The organism is Pediococcus ethanolidurans (assembly GCF_001437405.1).
Classification (GTDB): domain Bacteria; phylum Bacillota; class Bacilli; order Lactobacillales; family Lactobacillaceae; genus Pediococcus; species Pediococcus ethanolidurans.
The window spans coordinates 1-16,878 of the sequence record NZ_JQBY01000015.1 but is presented as its reverse complement, the minus strand read 5'-3'; the positions used below and the strand labels follow the sequence as shown (position 1 = coordinate 16,878).

The 16,878-nt window shown below is 38.3% G+C and carries 16 protein-coding genes; all 16 read left to right on the top strand.

The window, feature by feature from the left end:
• Positions 1 to 74 precede the first annotated feature (74 nt).
• The 16 genes from IV87_RS07230 (at position 75) to IV87_RS07155 (ending at position 16,845) form a co-directional block, all read left to right on the top strand.
• Positions 75 to 329, top strand: a complete 255-nt coding sequence (locus IV87_RS07230) for a cold-shock protein (protein WP_057806891.1) — start codon at positions 75 to 77, stop codon at positions 327 to 329.
• Between the two features lie 27 nt (positions 330 to 356).
• Positions 357 to 896, top strand: a complete 540-nt coding sequence (locus IV87_RS07225) for an NUDIX hydrolase (protein ID WP_057806889.1) — start codon at positions 357 to 359, stop codon at positions 894 to 896.
• A 10-nt stretch (positions 897 to 906) separates the two neighbouring features.
• On the top strand, positions 907 to 1,191 hold the full coding sequence (locus IV87_RS07220) for a hypothetical protein (RefSeq protein ID WP_057806887.1): 285 nt from the start codon (positions 907 to 909) through the stop codon (positions 1,189 to 1,191).
• A 10-nt stretch (positions 1,192 to 1,201) separates the two neighbouring features.
• On the top strand, positions 1,202 to 1,888 hold the full coding sequence (locus IV87_RS07215) for a 5'-methylthioadenosine/adenosylhomocysteine nucleosidase (protein ID WP_057806885.1): 687 nt from the start codon (positions 1,202 to 1,204) through the stop codon (positions 1,886 to 1,888).
• A 31-nt stretch (positions 1,889 to 1,919) separates the two neighbouring features.
• On the top strand, positions 1,920 to 3,083 hold the full coding sequence (locus tag IV87_RS07210) for a cysteine desulfurase family protein (protein ID WP_057806883.1): 1,164 nt from the start codon (positions 1,920 to 1,922) through the stop codon (positions 3,081 to 3,083).
• Positions 3,083 to 3,424 carry a DUF1831 domain-containing protein gene (locus tag IV87_RS07205; protein WP_057806881.1) on the top strand — a complete coding sequence of 114 codons (342 nt, stop codon included), beginning with the start codon at positions 3,083 to 3,085 and terminating at the stop codon, positions 3,422 to 3,424. The genes IV87_RS07210 and IV87_RS07205 overlap by 1 nt, the downstream gene beginning before the upstream one ends.
• Before the next feature lie 388 nt (positions 3,425 to 3,812).
• On the top strand, positions 3,813 to 4,940 hold the full coding sequence (mnmA, locus tag IV87_RS07200; protein WP_057806880.1) for a tRNA 2-thiouridine(34) synthase MnmA: 1,128 nt from the start codon (positions 3,813 to 3,815) through the stop codon (positions 4,938 to 4,940).
• Positions 4,941 to 5,068: 128 nt separating this feature from the next.
• Positions 5,069 to 5,743, top strand: a complete 675-nt coding sequence (locus IV87_RS07195; protein ID WP_057806877.1) for a histidine phosphatase family protein — start codon at positions 5,069 to 5,071, stop codon at positions 5,741 to 5,743.
• An 8-nt stretch (positions 5,744 to 5,751) separates the two neighbouring features.
• Positions 5,752 to 6,453, top strand: coding sequence for a tetratricopeptide repeat protein (locus IV87_RS07190; RefSeq protein ID WP_057806875.1), 702 nt, complete (start codon positions 5,752 to 5,754; stop codon positions 6,451 to 6,453).
• On the top strand, positions 6,453 to 8,948 hold the full coding sequence (gene recD2 / locus IV87_RS07185) for an SF1B family DNA helicase RecD2 (RefSeq protein WP_057806873.1): 2,496 nt from the start codon (positions 6,453 to 6,455) through the stop codon (positions 8,946 to 8,948). Before IV87_RS07190 ends, recD2 begins: the two co-directional genes overlap by 1 nt.
• Positions 8,949 to 9,022: 74 nt before the next feature.
• Positions 9,023 to 10,003, top strand: a complete 981-nt coding sequence (locus IV87_RS07180) for a ribose-phosphate diphosphokinase (protein ID WP_057806871.1) — start codon at positions 9,023 to 9,025, stop codon at positions 10,001 to 10,003.
• Between the two features lie 151 nt (positions 10,004 to 10,154).
• Entirely contained in the window at positions 10,155 to 11,210 is a 1,056-nt protein-coding gene (locus IV87_RS07175; RefSeq protein ID WP_057806870.1) for an AI-2E family transporter, read from the top strand.
• Positions 11,211 to 11,341: 131 nt separating this feature from the next.
• Positions 11,342 to 12,097: a DeoR/GlpR family DNA-binding transcription regulator gene (locus tag IV87_RS07170; RefSeq protein WP_057806868.1), complete on the top strand. Its 756-nt coding sequence runs from the start codon at positions 11,342 to 11,344 to the stop codon at positions 12,095 to 12,097.
• Positions 12,094 to 13,005, top strand: coding sequence for a 1-phosphofructokinase (pfkB, locus tag IV87_RS07165; RefSeq protein WP_057806865.1), 912 nt, complete (start codon positions 12,094 to 12,096; stop codon positions 13,003 to 13,005). The genes IV87_RS07170 and pfkB overlap by 4 nt, the downstream gene beginning before the upstream one ends.
• Before the next feature lie 14 nt (positions 13,006 to 13,019).
• Positions 13,020 to 14,951 (top strand): PTS fructose transporter subunit IIABC, encoded by a 1,932-nt coding sequence (locus IV87_RS07160; protein ID WP_057806863.1) that lies wholly within the window; start codon positions 13,020 to 13,022, stop codon positions 14,949 to 14,951.
• A 472-nt stretch (positions 14,952 to 15,423) separates the two neighbouring features.
• On the top strand, positions 15,424 to 16,845 hold the full coding sequence (locus tag IV87_RS07155; RefSeq protein ID WP_162259952.1) for a C40 family peptidase: 1,422 nt from the start codon (positions 15,424 to 15,426) through the stop codon (positions 16,843 to 16,845).
• The last annotated feature ends 33 nt before the right edge of the window (positions 16,846 to 16,878 follow it).

The window sequence follows — 16,878 nt, the reverse complement described above, 5'->3', positions numbered from 1 at the left end:
TTTTTCTGAATTATCAGTATGATGTTTAAAGGAGCAGGTTAAAATGAGATAATGACCAGTGGGGAGTGAGTTTCATGGAACACGGAATAGTCAAAAGTTTTGATAAAGATAAAGGATTTGGATTTATTATTTTGGATGATGGCACAGAAGTTTTTGTCCATTATTCCGCTATTGAGGGCGAAGGGTTTAGAATCTTACATGAAGGCGACGAGGTAAATCTGCTGGTCGTTCAAGGAGCCAAAGGACTTCAAGCTGTTAAAGTGAGTCTGGTAAGTAATGAGCCCACAACTGAAGAGACTGAACAACCCGAAAACAAAGAAGAAAAGTAAATTTAAAATAAGTTAGAGGAATCATTCATGAAATTTGAAGAAAAAGTGGTAAAAAATGAACCGCGCTATAATGGTGCAATCATTGATGTCTATCAACAAACTGTGAAATTACCAAATGGAGATTTAGCTAATCGAGATGTAGTTTTACATCAAGATGCAATTGCAGTTTTAGCGATTACAGACGATCATAAAGCTATTTTTGAAAAACAGTGGCGAGCACCCATTAAGAAAACGACCATTGAAATTCCTGCTGGCAAGGTTGAAGATGGTGAATCCGATGAAACCACTGCAGTTAGGGAGCTTAATGAAGAAACACGGTATCAAGCGACTAAGCTCCAACGAATTGCCGGGTTTTATTCTACCCCCGGCTTTGCAAACGAATATATGACGCTTTATATGGCAACTGGTCTTAAACCAGTTACGACAAAATTACCGCAGGATGATGACGAAAACATTCAGTTAATGGAGCTTTCTTTGTCAGAAGCGTTGGCTGGTGTTGCGGATGGCTCAATTGAAGATGCCAAAACTGTTCTAGCAATATTCTACTGGCAAACTCTAAATAAGTAGGTGAAAAACTGTGAAGAATGATGAACAACAGGATGGTCTGACTCGTGAAGATTATCAACGGCAAAAACAGGCCGAAAATGAGCAGTTTGAGAAGCGAGATCGTAAACGCGTCCAAGTAGAACGTGATTACGCACGTACGCATGCTGAAGCGGAACCAGAAGAGCAAGAGGAACCCACAGTTCGGAGCACGGCAGAACGAAAGAGTCGCAATTTAGGTAAAAAACTAAACTGGATTATTTTTGGTTTGATTGTGGCAATTATTGTCGTTTATTTAATATTATTTTTTGTGAAATGAGGATTTTAAAATGAAGTATGGCGTAATTTGTGCAATGGAAGAAGAGATCAAAAGTTTATATAGTGCATTGAGTGTGAGCAATGAAACCGAAATTAATGGCATTACATTTTATGAGGGAAAAATTCAAAAAACCGATGTCGTTTTAGTGCGTTCCGGAATTGGTAAAGTTGAAGCTGGAATCACAGCGGCCTTATTGGTCACAAACTTCAAAGTTGATGCATTGATTCATTCGGGCTCTGCTGGTGGCATTGGTGAGGGCTTATCCGTTGGTGACGTCGTAGTTTCAACACAAACACTCTATCATGATGTGGATGCTACGGCTTTTGGTTATAAACTTGGTCAACTACCAGGACAACCGGCACGATTTGATGCAGATCCAGAATTAATTACTGAAATTTCTGAAGCTGGAAAGCAAACTGGCTTGACTATCAAAAAAGGCTTGATCGTAACTGGTGATCAATTTATTAGCAGTTCAGATAAAATTAAAACAATTATAAAAAACTTTCCTGATGCGCTTTGTTGTGAGATGGAAGGTTGTGCAATTGGCCAGGTTGCGCATCAATTTGAAGTACCTTTTGTCGTTATTCGAGCAATGTCCGATGTTGGTGATGAAAATGCCGGTGTATCCTTTGATGATTTCATCATTGATGCTGGAAAACGGTCGGCAAAGATGCTATTAGCCTTGTTTGAAAACTAAAGAATTTTGAATATAACGTAGGAGAATTAAAATGAAGCAAGTTTATTTTGATAATGCAGCAACTACTCCCATGGCTCCAGAAGTGGTTGAAAAGATTACGACAGAAATGAGCCAAGACTTTGGTAATGCCTCTAGTACCCATGGTTTTGGACGTAAGGCACGCATGGTATTAGATCAGAGTCGTCAAATTATTGCAGATAGTATTAACGCAAATGAAGATGAAATCATTTTTACCAGCGGTGGAACAGAAAGTGATAATACAGCGATCATGCAAACAGCAATTGCGCGTCGGCCACTGGGTAAACACATTATTACAACTGCAATCGAACATCCAGCAGTACTGAAACCTTTAGCTTACTTGGAGTCTATTGGGTACGATGTCACTTATTTACCAGTTGATAAACAAGGATTAATCAGTTTGACTGATTTAAAAGCGGCTTTACGTGATGACACAATTTTGGTATCAATCATGACTGGAAATAATGAAGTTGGTAGTCACATGCCAATTCATGAAATTGGAGAGATCTTAAAAGATCATCAGGCCTGGTTTCATACGGATGCAGTTCAAGCCTATGGTTTGTTGGATATTGACGTGAAACGCGATCATATTGACTTGATGTCTACTTCGGCGCATAAATTAAATGGACCAAAGTTCTTAGGATTTTTGTACAAACGGGATGGCGTAAATTTCCCTAGCTTCTTAAAGGGTGGCGAACAAGAAGACAAACGACGCGCAGGAACAGAAAATGTACCTGGAATAGCTGGCTTTGCAAAGGCTGTTTCTTTGTTAACCCCAGATGTAAAATCACAGATGCAGACTAAGTATCAAGGATTTAAACAGCAAATTATTGATGGTTTAAAGAAGGCTGATATTGATTTTGAAGTGAATGGCACGTTAGATCCTAATAATTTGCAGCATGTTTTCAATCTTTGGATCAAGGGTGTTTCAACTTATGTCATGCAGACAAATCTTGATCTTAATGGGATTGCAGTTTCCGGAGGATCGGCTTGTACTGCAGGAAGTCTGGAACCTTCGCATGTCCTAATTGCAATGTATGGTAAGGACTCGCCCCGAATTGGTGAATCTATTCGAATTAGTTTTGGAAAATATAATACTAGTGAAGATGTTGATTATTTAGTTACTAATTTAATTCAAATTATTCAGCGGTTAAAGACTAAGGAGGCTGTAAAATAATGGCATTCACAACAGAAGTAAAAATTGATGGTGATTCAGATACGTATAAAATGAGTTCAGAAGTGAAAAAATACACTTTGAGAGACTTAGGTTTTATTGTCTCAAATGGTGGTAACTTTGTATTCGAGCGATCTTTAGATCCAACGTCACCATACAAGCAAGGAAACAAATTACGTATTATTTTTGCCAAAGATTTAAGCGGGTTTAAAATGTCTGTGACGACAGCTAACGGATTAAAACGAGTTAACATTTTTAATAAAGAAAATGATCAACCTTTAGTTGAACAATATCATTATATTTTAGACGATATGGTTGATCGCCAAGTATTCGTTAAAGCCTAAAACTTTATGTTAACCTTCAGTCATTACAATAAATTGAATGAAAGTCGCATTCTATGGAAAATATAGGGCGACTTTTTTATGTGTTCATTTATTAGAACAGCTCTGTAAACTAAGCCAGAATCCTTAGTAATTTTAGCTTAAACGGTTTACTTCGCTCACTTATTTAGGACAGCTCCGTAAACCAAGCAAAAACCACTAAGTATTCTTCCTGTGGGATCGCGATCCCACCTCCAGAACCCTTAGTGGTTTTAGCTTGAACGGTTTACTTCGCTCACTTAGTTTTAAATACTTTTCTCATTTTACTTACTTTGCTATAATGGTCGTTACTGGATGTTGCGACCTTCAATCGTAGATTCTCCAGAATCTGATAGAAATGATGGTGATTTTGATGACAGACAATAGCAAAACTCGTGTCGTTGTCGGCATGAGTGGTGGTGTTGATTCATCAGTAGTAGCTTATTTGCTCAAGCAACAGGGCTACGATGTTGTCGGTGTATTCATGAAAAATTGGGATGACACCGATGAAAATGGTTTTTGTACTGCAACAGAGGATTACAAGGATGTCGCAAAAGTAGCGGCAAAAATTGGAATTCCTTACTATTCGGTCAATTTTGAAAAGGAATATTGGGATCGTGTATTCACGTATTTCTTGGATGAATATAAAAAGGGCCGAACTCCAAATCCAGATGTGATTTGTAATAATGAAATTAAATTCAAGGCATTCTTGGATTACGCCATTAGTTTAGGTGCCGATTATGTGGCAACTGGACATTACGCCAAATTGGAGCGTGATGCAGATGGTCATCAACACTTGTTACGTGCAGAGGATATGAATAAGGACCAGACTTATTTCTTGAATCAGCTTACCCACGATCAATTAGATCACGTGATGTTTCCATTGGGTGGAATGGTTAAAGCTAAGGTCCGTAAAATTGCTGAAAAAGCTGGCTTAGCAGTTGCTAATAAAAAAGACTCAGTTGGAATTTGCTTTATTGGTGAGAAAAACTTTAAAGAATTCTTAGGTAATTATTTACCTGCCAAGGCGGGTAAGATGATGACAGTTGACGGCGAAGTTAAGGGTGAGCACGCTGGCCTAATGTACTACACAATTGGGCAGCGTCGTGGTCTTGGTATCGGTGGCGGCAGTCAAAATAATGATCCTTGGTTTGTAATTGGTAAGGATTTAAAGAAAAATATTTTGTACGTGGGTCAAGGTTATCATAATGAGCATTTGTATGCAGATCAATTAGTTGCATCCGATTTACATTTTGTAAACGACATTGCGGATCGTGGTGACTCATTCCGTTGCACAGCTAAGTTCCGTTACCGTGCCATGGATGTGGACGTGACAGTTCACTTTAATGAGGATCGTACGAAGATGACAGTTGACTTTGATGATCCTGCACGTGCAATTACACCTGGCCAAGCCGTTGTTTTATATGATGGTGAGGAGTGCTTAGGTGGCGGTATTATTGATGCTGCTTACAGTAACGATCGTGTCCTTCAGTATATCTAAAAATAAATAATAACTGACTATTTACGTTTTGATTTTTAAAAATGTGAATAGTCATTTTTGTTTACTTTTGAATTTTGCGTGCTAGACTGGCATAATAGTTTTAGCTAAAGATGAGAAGGAAGATTAATTTGACTAAATTATATTTTATTCGTCACGGAAAAACTGAATGGAACCAAGAAGGTCGTTATCAAGGCGCACGAGGTGATTCTCCACTTCTTAAGGAGAGTTATAAGGAAATTGATGAACTTGCACAGCATTTAAGTCTCACAGCCTTTCGGCACATTTACGTGAGTCCTGTTCGTCGTGCACGGGTCACGGGCAGTACATTACAACATGATTTAGACGAACTACAAGGACATCCCACACCATTAACAATTGCAAGTCGACTAAGAGAATTTAATTTGGGAAAAATGGAAGGAATGAAGTTTACGGATGTTGCAAAAAAATATCCCCGTGAATTTGACGACTTTCGTAATCATCCTGATCACTATGACCCTCGAAGTATTCAGGGCGAATCGTTTCCCCAGCTGTTGCAACGGATGAAACCAACGATTCATCGAATCACAGATATTTATCGCCAACCAACGGATAATATCTTGATTGTAAGTCACGGAGCTGCCTTAAATGCACTAGTAAATACTTTACTTGGTACCAGTTTGCAAGATTTACGCAAACGGGGCGGATTATCCAATACAAGCACAACAGTTTTAGAAACTTTGGATGCTGGTAATACTTTTTCATTAATCAAATGGAACGATACAAGTTACATTGCACGTAAAGCAGACCCAACAGATATGATTTGAGGGAAAACATGACTGAAAAAGATAATTTAAAACGAGAAGAAACCAAACAAAAGGCACAGGAAGCTGCCTCCAAGTTGGTAAAGTCGATTGATGAAGAACCAGATGATTTTCATCGTTATTACAATTTGGGCGTGTTTTTAACGCAAGCAAATAGTTTTGAACAGGCCGAAGAATTATACATGAAGGCTTTAGGCCAGTTTAAAAAAAATAAACAGGCACAAAATACGCTTCATTATGGATTAGGAAATGCATATTATGAGGCTGGTGAATTTAAAAAAGCGCTGAAACAGTTTCAATTCGTTCAAGATTCATCCCTAAAAAGTGATGCTTATTTGATGATTGCACAAACTTATGTTGCCGAAGATGACTACAAAACTGCCTTAGCATTTGCATTGACAGCGCAGACAAAACATCAACAGGATCCGACGATTAACGGATTAATTGGTGAAATATTTTTAGCTTTAGGTGATTTTAAGCATGCCGCAACATACTATGATCAGGCTCTTCAAGCAGATGAAAAAAATGGTAAATATCAATTTGAACGAGGGCTGATTGCGTTGGTCCAGGGTGAAGAAGAAACTGATTACTTTAAAAGAGCGAAAGATTTGGATCCAGTCTATTTCAAGAAGAGCCAACAACGACTTGAGGACATTGAAAAGTTTATTCAAACTCATAATCAGGATTCAAAAAAGGACAAGGAGAATAATTAATGCGAAACGAATCGCTCAATTTATTTGATGAAGACTCGCAAAATAGCGATTCAACTAAAACATCGCCGCAGTTCGTGGTTGGAAAGGTTTCTGCAATCTTTTTTGCCAGTCCCGATAGTTTTTATAAAGTATTGCTGGTTAAAATTAGTGAAACTAATTTGGAGTGGCACGAAGATGAGATTGTCGTAACGGGAAGTTTTGGCGATGTCAAAGAAGAGCAAGCCTATCGTTTTGTTGGGACAACGGTGACCCATCCTAAATACGGGACACAATTTCAGGCAACTAATTATGAAAATGCGACGCCAACAACTAAAGAAGGACTTGTGGCATATTTGTCCGGTGAGGAATTCAAAGGTGTCGGTAAGAAAACGGCCGAAAAAATTGTGGCTTTGTTGGGTACTGATGCAATCGATAAAATTATTCAAGATGCCGATGTTTTAAAACCACTGAATTTAAAAAAAGACCTACAGGCTAATTTGATTTCCGTGTTAAAAGCAAATAATGGGATGGAGCAAATTATTATTGGATTGAATGGTTACGGGTTTGGAAGCCAATTGGCAGCTAGTATCTATAATCATTATCGTGAAGAGACACTGGATGTGCTCCACAAAAATCCGTACCAATTAATTGAAGATATTGATGGTATTGGGTTCAAAAAGGCTGATCAAATTGCTGAGACACTTGGTATTGCGTTTGATGCACCAACAAGAATTGCGGGGGCCTTATTGACCTCCTTAAGTGATCTTAGTACTTCTAATGGCGATACATATACGGATGCACGCTCACTTTTAAAAGCAACTTTGGGATTATTGGAAAATAGCCGTAATCAAGCAATTGATCCTCAAAAAGTGGCTGATGAATTAGTTGTTTTAGGTAAAGATGGTAAGGTCGTTGGTGAAGAAGATCGCATCTATCTACGAAAACTGTTTGAAGCAGAGTGGCAAATTGCCGAACATGTTAAACGCCTGCGTGACGCAAAAGAGACCCATACCTTTGAAGCCGGTGAAATTAATGGGGCCATAGATTTGGCACAAAAACAATTTCGAATTACGTATGACAGTTCACAAAGACAAGCTTTATTGAAAGCCATGCAGTCAAAACTATTTCTTCTAACCGGTGGTCCTGGAACCGGCAAAACAACCATCATAAATGGAATTGTCAAAACTTTTGCAACGTTAAACGATTTCTCTTTAGATGTAAACGAATATCGTGATTCACCATTTCCTGTTTTGCTTGCCGCCCCAACAGGACGGGCTGCCAAACGGATGAGTGAGGTTACGGGGTTACCGGCTAGTACAATTCATCGAATGTTGGGATTGACAGGACGAGAAACGAATCCAGATCAAGAAACTAAAGATTTGGAAGGAAGTCTGTTGATTGTTGATGAAATGTCGATGGTAGATACATTTTTGTTTAAGACGTTAATGCGGGCAATTCCTAATAGTATGAAAATTATTTTGGTGGGTGATAAGGATCAGTTACCATCCGTTGGTGCCGGCCAGGTTTTCAATGATTTATTAAAAAGTGAAGTTATTCCTAAAATTGAATTAACTAAAATTTATCGTCAGGATAATGAGTCTAGCATTGTACCACTTGCCCATGCTATCAAAGAAGGACGTTTACCAGCAGATTTTTCTCAAAATCAAAAAGATCGTTCTTTTATTGCTTGTTCCACTAATCAGGTGGATAGTGTCATTTCACAGGTCGTTAAGAAAGCTGAACAAAAGGGATTTACTTCGCAAGATATTCAAGTTTTAGCACCGATGTATCGGGGAATAGCGGGAATTGACCGCCTTAATGAATCACTTCAAAAAATTTTAAACCCTAAAAAAAGTGAACGAACCAAGGAAGTTGAATTTCGTGGACAACATTTTCGAATCGGGGATAAAGTTTTACAGTTGGTTAATGTACCGGAAAATAACGTCTTTAATGGTGATTTGGGTATCGTTAAGGGAATTATTTTAGCAAAAGATAAAGATAATACGGATAAACAAGATAAATTAGTCATTGATTTCGATGAAACTGAAGTGACCTATGGACGTAAAGATTGGATCCAGATTACCCTTGCATACTGTACGTCGATTCATAAATCGCAGGGTAGTGAATTTAAGATGGTTATTTTACCTATGGTGCAACAATATTCGCGAATGTTACAGAGAAACTTGTTGTACACAGCAGTCTCCCGGGCGGAAGCCTTATTAATTTTGTTAGGAGATAAAACGGCTTTTGAGAAATGTGTTGAAAATCTGGCAGTTAATCGCCAAACAACTTTAAAGCAAAGATTGTTGACGGTTTTTGATGGTAAGAAGCAACTGGACGTAAAAACTGAATTAAAAGGCGAAGCAACGGCTGTTACACCTAAAAATACAGCGACAAAGCAGACGAAACCACCAGTTTTAGATAATGTTTTGACAATCAGTAAGGTTCAAAACCAAGAGATTGATCCGATGATTGGCATGGCCGATATTACCCCGCAAAGTTTTATGAAGGCCTAAGGGTATTGCGCTTTTTGGGTAGGACTGCGATAATAGTATCGAGATAAATTTGAGAGTTTTTAATGGAGGATGTCATGACATCAAATAGTGCTAAGCAACGTATGAAACTTTTTGCGCTGAATTCAAACCAACCATTGGCTGAGAAAATTGCTCGTGAAGCTGGGGTTAAACTAGGTAAAGCAACCGTCAAACATTTTAGTGATGGTGAAATTCAGGTTAATATTGATGAGAGTATTCGTGGTGATGAAGTCTATGTCATTCAATCAATTTCTGATCCGGTAAACGATATGTTACTGGAGCTGATGATTATGGTTGATGCGCTTCGCCGTGCTAGTGCCAGTCAAATTAACGTGGTAATTCCTTACTATGGTTATTCTCGTCAGGATAGGAAGGCTCGTTCACGTGAGCCGATCACCGCAAAACTAATTGCGGATCTGTTAGAAATGGATAAAATTACGCGTGTGGTTACAATTGATTTACATGCTGCTCAAATTCAAGGATTCTTTGATGTTCCAGTTGATCATTTGGTAGCTGCACCGTTATTAGCAAGTTATTTTACCGATCATAAGATTACAGATAATTTAGTGGTGGTTTCGCCAGACCATGCGGGTGTTTCACGAGCACGAACAATGGCAGAATTGTTGGGAACTCCAATTGCAATTATTGATAATCGTAACGTGGAATCTAGTGAATCACTTGATGAGATTCCAACAGAAATCATTGGTGAGGTAAAGGGAAAGACTTGTATTGTTGTGGATGACATGATCGACACTGGAACCCGAATTACCATTTCAGCAACAGCACTAAAAAATGCGGGTGCCACTCAGGTATATGGGTGTGCCACCCATGCTATTTTCTCCAAGAATGCACCAGAAATTCTTCAAAACTCTCAATTAGAGAAGGTAGTTGTCACCGATACGATTCGAATTGATGAAGAAAAACAGTTCGATAAACTGGTTCAAATGTCAGTTGGACCACTGGTAGGGAATGCAATTAAGATGATTCATAATAATGAACCATTGGAACCCCTTTTTAGAAGCTCAATTAAAGATTAATAAATTTAATAACCTGTTTAACAAGCATTTCTTAATGGTGTTCATCAAAACTGATGAATGTATTAAGGAATGCTTGTTTGTTATTAGAACGGTTTTATTATGGTTAATTTAATGCTATGTTAATATTAAACACTTGCTGGAGGGATGCTTTTTGGATCATATTATCAATTTTATGAAACGTGATGACGTTGAACTTTATACAACGCTGCTAGTGATTATTTTAGTTTTATTCTTACTAAAACCTTTTTTATCTTTAATCTTATTTGTGGTTATTTTTTCTTTTTTGGGTCATGTCGGGACCAGAAATTTGCGAAAAATTTTACCTTTAAATCAGCCTTTTGCAACGGTCATTTTGTATGTCTTAACAATTGGTTTGTTTGTGATGATTGTAGTGGTGGCCGCGCCTTTATTAGTCGATCAGTTTAGCGGGTTACCAAAATTAATTGAAGCAACAATTGATAAACATCCTGTGTTTGATAAACAAGCATACACATGGGCACAAAAAGCAATTCACAATTCTTCAATTTTGAAACATAGCTCTGATTTAGCAGTTACCGGTTTAGTTAAATTAGGTCATGTGGGACGAGGAGTAGAACATGTTTTAATGGCGATCTTTTTGAGCTTTATTTTTAATTTAACCTATACACATTTACGAAATTTTGGCCACGCATTTTTGCACAGCCGCTATAATCGGTTGTTTATCAACGTATATACGTTAGCTTCTAAATTTATTTCGATTCTTGGAACAGTTATTGAAACGCAATTAATTATTTGTTCTATCAATACAATTTTAATGACCATCGGCTTGTGGATTATTGGGATGCCAAGTTTACTTGTGTTGGCTTTAATTGTTTTTGTATTGGGCTTAATTCCGGTTGCCGGGGTGCTAATTTCCTTGATTCCATTAGCAGTGATTGGTTTTTCAGTAAATGGTTTGATAACCGTATTGGAAGTTTTGATTTTAGTTGTCCTTGTTCACGCTTTTGAATCGTATTTTTTGCATCCGCGTTTGATGGCCAACGCAACAGCTTTACCAATTTTTGTTACTTTTATTACTTTAATCGTTAGTGACGAACTATTAGGTACATGGGGATTGATTGTTGGAATTCCAATTGTGGCCTTCTTTATTGATGTCTTGGGTGTGAATATTCGTAAACAACGACCAAAAAATATAAAACAGAGTATCCATTCTGAAATTGATAATTAAAGTTAAATCATAAAACAGTCAATTAAATCGCTAATTATCTGAATAAATTAATAATTTGACCGAAAAATGACCTTTTTTGATTGATTTTGAACGAAAATGGTGCTATATTACTATAGGCAGGTGAAATGAAAGTGCTTACAGAAGAAAGGCAACAAAAAATTATTCGACAACTAAATGAAAATGGCATTGTTAAATTACAGGATTTAGTTGAGACTTTGAACTGCTCAATTTCAACGGTACGGCGTGATTTGCAAGAATTAGAAGATCATGGCAAGTTGGTTCGTGTGCATGGCGGTGCAAAACAAATAACGACCTTGCAAAGCGAGCCAGGTGTTTTGGAAAAATCTTCCAAAAACGTTCAAGGCAAACAAAAAATTGCGCAGTTAGCAGTACAACAAATTAAGGCTGATGAAATTATCTATTTGGATGCCGGTACCTCAACTGAAGCCATGATTCCGTTTATGACGGGTTTGGATTCGATTTTAGTGGTGACTAACGGTGTTCAGTTGGCTTCAAAACTTGCGGACATTAATATTAAAACGTATTTAGTTGGTGGTGAGCTAAAAAATACGACCAAGGCGATTATTGGGGCCGATGTCGTTGAAACCATTAATAATTTCCGTTTTAATCGTGCGTTTATTGGTGTTAATGGTGTTCACCGCAAATTTGGCTTTACAACTCCAGATCCCAATGAAGCGGCAGTAAAACGGGCCGTTCTAAAGCAGAGCGAGCTAAGCTATTTTCTGGCAGATACCAGTAAATTAAATGAGGTTTCGTTTGCGAAAATTGCAGCTTTAAATGCGGGCGTCTTACTTACTGATGAGCACAATCATGAAACTTTACAACAATTTGAACAAGCAAAAAAAGTAATGGAGGCAAAAAGATGATTTATACAGTAACGTTGAATCCTTCAATTGACTATGTGATTCAATTACCTAAATTAAATTTGGGCGAAGTCAATCGCTTAGAAAAAAGCTACAAGTTTCCAGGTGGTAAGGGGATTAACGTGTCACGGATTTTACGAGAACTTGGCTATGCTAACCAAGCCTGGGGATTTTTGGGCGGTTTTACCGGCAAATTTGTAAACGCGCAACTTCAGCAGTTACATTTAAATGCTAATTTTACCAAAATTGCAGACGATACACGTATTAATGTCAAGTTAAAGGCAGATCAAGAAACAGAGCTAAATGCTGCTGGTCCTGAAATTACAGAAACGGAAAAACAAACCTTTATTGCGCAGTTTGATAATTTAAATAAAAATGATGTGGTCATTTTTTCTGGTAGTGTACCAAGCAGTTTGCCCGAAACTTTTTATTTCGATTTGATTCAAAAAGTTAAGGCACAACATGCTGAATATGCCGTTGATACAGCGGGTGAGGCGCTAAAAAGGACTTTACCAACTCATCCGGTGGTTGTTAAACCCAATAATCATGAATTGGCAGATTTATTTGGCGTTAAACTTGCCAATTTGGATGAAATTAAGCACTATGGTCTCAAGCTAATCGAAATGGGTGCTCAAAATGTGATGATTTCGATGGCCGGGGATGGTGGTATGTTAGTGACCAAAGATCATTGTTATCGGAGTGCAGCCCCTAAAGGAACGGTTCAAAATTCAGTTGGGGCCGGTGATTCAATGTTGGCAGGATTTACGGGCACGTTTGATGCCACACATGATCCGGTAGAGAGCTTTCGTTACGGATTAGCTTGTGGTAGTGCAACTGCATTTTCAGCAGATATTGCTACAAGAGCTAAAATTGATGAACTATTACCACAAATTAACATAGAAGAATTTTAGGAGGCGAAAGATACATGGATATTCGTGAACTTTTACTCAAAGATGTCATGATTATGAATCTGAAAGCTAAATCAAAAGATGAAGTTATCGATGAAATGGTTCATAAGTATTTTGAACAGGGTGTGATTGACGATGAAAAACTGTACAAAGCAGACATCGTTAAACGTGAGCAAGAATCTACGACCGGAATTGGCGACGGCATTGCAATGCCACATGCCAAAGATAAGGCTGTTAAACGAGCAACGGTTCTTTTTGCTAAGAGTGAAACTGGTGTTGACTTTGATGCTTTGGATGGTCAGCCAGTTCAGTTATTCTTTATGATTGCCGCTCCAGAGGGTGCTAATAATACTCATCTACAAGCATTGGCCTCACTATCAAGTTTGTTGATTAATCCAGACTTAGTCGCAAAACTAAAACAGGCACAAACACCAGATGAGGTTCAACAATTATTTGCCGATGCACAATCTGCAAAAGAGGCTCAGGATAAAGCAGATGCTCAAGAAAATACGACTAACGAAACTGTACAGAGAAATAGCAAACGACCATACATCGTGGCAGTTTCCGCTTGTCCTAATGGGATTGCCCATACTTATATGGCAGAGGCAGCTTTACAAAAGTCTGCCAAGGAAAAGAATATTGAGATTAAAGTTGAGACTAATGGTTCAGAAGGAGTTAAACATCGACTAACTGCTGAGGATATTGCCCGTGCCGATGGGGTAGTCATTACAGCGGATAAAAAAGTAGAAATGGCTCGTTTCAATGGTAAAAAGCTTTTGAATAGACCAGTAATTGATGGCATTAACAAATCTGATGAACTATTGGACCAAATTGAAGCTGGGGATGCACCAGTTTATCACGCCGCTGAAGGCGACCAGGTGACTGATTCCGAAGACGGCCAAAAAGGTGGTCTTTGGAACGAAATCTATAAAGATTTAATGAATGGTGTTTCCCACATGTTGCCATTCGTTGTGGGTGGCGGAATTATTATGGCGTTCTCGTTTATTCTGGAGCGTTATGTGGGTTCGCAAAGCATGTATTTCTTGTTCTTTAATCATTTAGGTAATTGGGCATTCGCCTTTTTGGTTCCAATTTTAGCAGGTTACATTGCGGAGTCGATTGGTGATTTGCCTGCTCTAATGCCTGGTGTTGTTGGTGGCTTCATGGCCAATACGGCGGCTGCTAATATTATGAAAACAACTAGTGTCTCTGGGTTTATTGGTGGTTTACTAGCTGGATTCTTAGCCGGAATTGTGATTAACTGGCTAAAAAAAGTGTTTAAAGGTGTTCCAAGAAGTTTGGAAGGCTTGAAACCGATGCTAATCTATCCAGTTCTGAGTTTATTAATTGTTGGTGTTTCAATGTTCTTCATCATTAATCCAATCTTTGCTGCTGTGAATGCGTGGGTAACACATGTCTTGAACGGTATGGGAACTGGAAATGCTGTTTTACTAGGAACCATTTTGGCCGGTATGATGGCACTTGATATGGGAGGCCCATTCAACAAAGCCGCCTATACATTTGCGATTGCTGCTTATACCTCAACTGGTGATGGTAAATTGATGGCCGCTGTAATGGTTGGTGGGATGATTCCACCACTAGCAACTGCGATTGCAACCACAGTTTGGCCAAAGAAATTTACTGAACAAGAGCGACAAGCAGGAATTTCTAATTGGGTTTTGGGAATTTCGTTCATTACTGAAGGTGCAATTCCATTTGCAACAGCTGATCCACTGCATGTAATTGTTTCTAGTGTCATTGGTTCTGCAATTGGTGGTGGCTTAACTCAATTATGGCGGGTAAGTGTTCCTGCCCCACACGGTGGTCTCTGGGTACTACCTCTAGCATCAAATGGATTGTTTTATTTCTTAGCAGTTGTTGTGGGTGCAATTATAGCTGGTGTTATCTTAGGAATTTGGCGACCAACGAAAGTACAGACAACAAAATAAATTTATTTTTAAAAAGAACCAGGCCGAAAAAAGCTTGGTTCTTTTTTTGAAAGTAGGAAGAGAAAGCGAAATCATTTATATGCTTTTTACTGCATTAATTGTCGTATAAATGAATATTTATACATCTGTAATGTGTCTAGTGAACAGACCTTTTAGTCCTTATGTTACACAACGTTTTCACAAATGACTATTCCTGTAACACGTTTGTAATAGTAGCTAAAACAGGCGTTCGCTTTAGTAATTAAGCAGAAAAAAGTTTAAGGTTTTTTTAAGGAAAGCGAATTCCTTAACAACTTAAGTAGCAAGCTTTCACAGTGTTTTCTAAAATACACTCAAAAAATATGTGCATAAATAGGCTATTTTTTTCAAAAAATTCGTGCTACAATACACCTAGTAATTTTAATAGGATCATACCAAATGTTTAAAAATGATTATTTATAGCTTTAGAAATTGAATTCAAGGAGTGGGGTATATGATTAAATCACACAGTAATTCTAAAACAGCAAAGGTTGTACTTGCAGGTGTTGCTGGTGCAGCAGGTTTGTTTGTTGCTGGGGCTACACAAAGTGTTAATGCTGATTCTGTAAATGTTGTTAAAAACGATACAGTTTGGGGGATTTCACAAAAATATAATGTCTCAATTAAAAGTATTGAAACATTAAATAAAATTAATCAAAAATCACATTTGATTTTTGTTGGTCAGAAAGTTGAAATTCCTGGTACTACCAAGGCAACTAAGGCAGACTCACAAAAATACATAAAAGTTACCGTTAAATCCGGTGATAGCCTCTGGTTAATTGCTCAAGAAAAAGGAACTTCAGTTGCTGCTCTTAAGGAATCAAATGGCCTTAATGGCAATTTGATTTTGGTTGGACAAGTTTTGAAAGTTCCTGCTTCAGATAGTAGTTCTGTCAAAACCAGTTCAGATGCTACTGTTCAGTATAAGGGTGCTAGTTCAGCTGCTCAAAGTTCAGCTGCATCAACGACAACGCCAAGTTCCGCAAGTGCATCAACGAGTTCTAATACAGCTGCAGTTGCCTCAACAAGTTCAAGCAGTTCAACAACTACTTCAGATAGTACCGTAGCAAGTTCTACGTCTTCTGAGAGCTCAAGTGTTGCTGTAAGTAGTGCAGCTTCTTCAGAAAGCAGCTCGGAAACAACTTCTGCAAGTAGCACAGTAAGTGCAAGCTCTACAAGCAGCAGTCAAGCATCTTCATCAGCTGTTTCTAGCATAGCTTCTGAGAGCTCAAGTTCTGCATCACAAGCTTCTAGTGTTGCACCAAGTTCTAGTGCAGTTAAGTCGGTTGCCTCTACAGTTAGTTCAAGTGCAGCATCTAGTGCTACACCTAAATCAAGTGCAGCAGCAACTGTTACGCCAGCTTATTCAACAAAATCTACCCAGGCTAGTTCGGTTGCACAGTCGTCAAGTGCTCCTAAATCAGTTGCTTCTGTAGCTTCATCAAGTTCTAAGACAACTGCAAGTAGCGCTTCAACAAGTAAGACAACTTCAACCACAACCAGTTCTACATTAACTTCAGGTTCAGTAGTGAGTCTTGCAGTTAAACTGGCTAATGCTAACATTCCATATGTATGGGGTGGCGAGAGTTTGAGTGGAATGGATTGTTCTGGTTTAGTTGCTTATGTTTATGAGCATTCTGAAGGAATTTCATTACCACATAACACTGTAGCTCAAGAAGGCTATGTCACAACTAAATCTGTTTCAGCTGCCAAACCTGGAGATATTTTATTCTGGGGCTCAAAGGGTGCAACTTATCATGATGCCATTTACATTGGTAACAACCAATATGTAGCTGCTCCACAACCTGGTCAAAATGTTGATATTGAAACTATCAGTAGTTACTTTGCACCAAGCTTTGCAGGTACAGTTAAATAATTAAGGGTCTCTGTCAAATCGTATTGGTGGAGA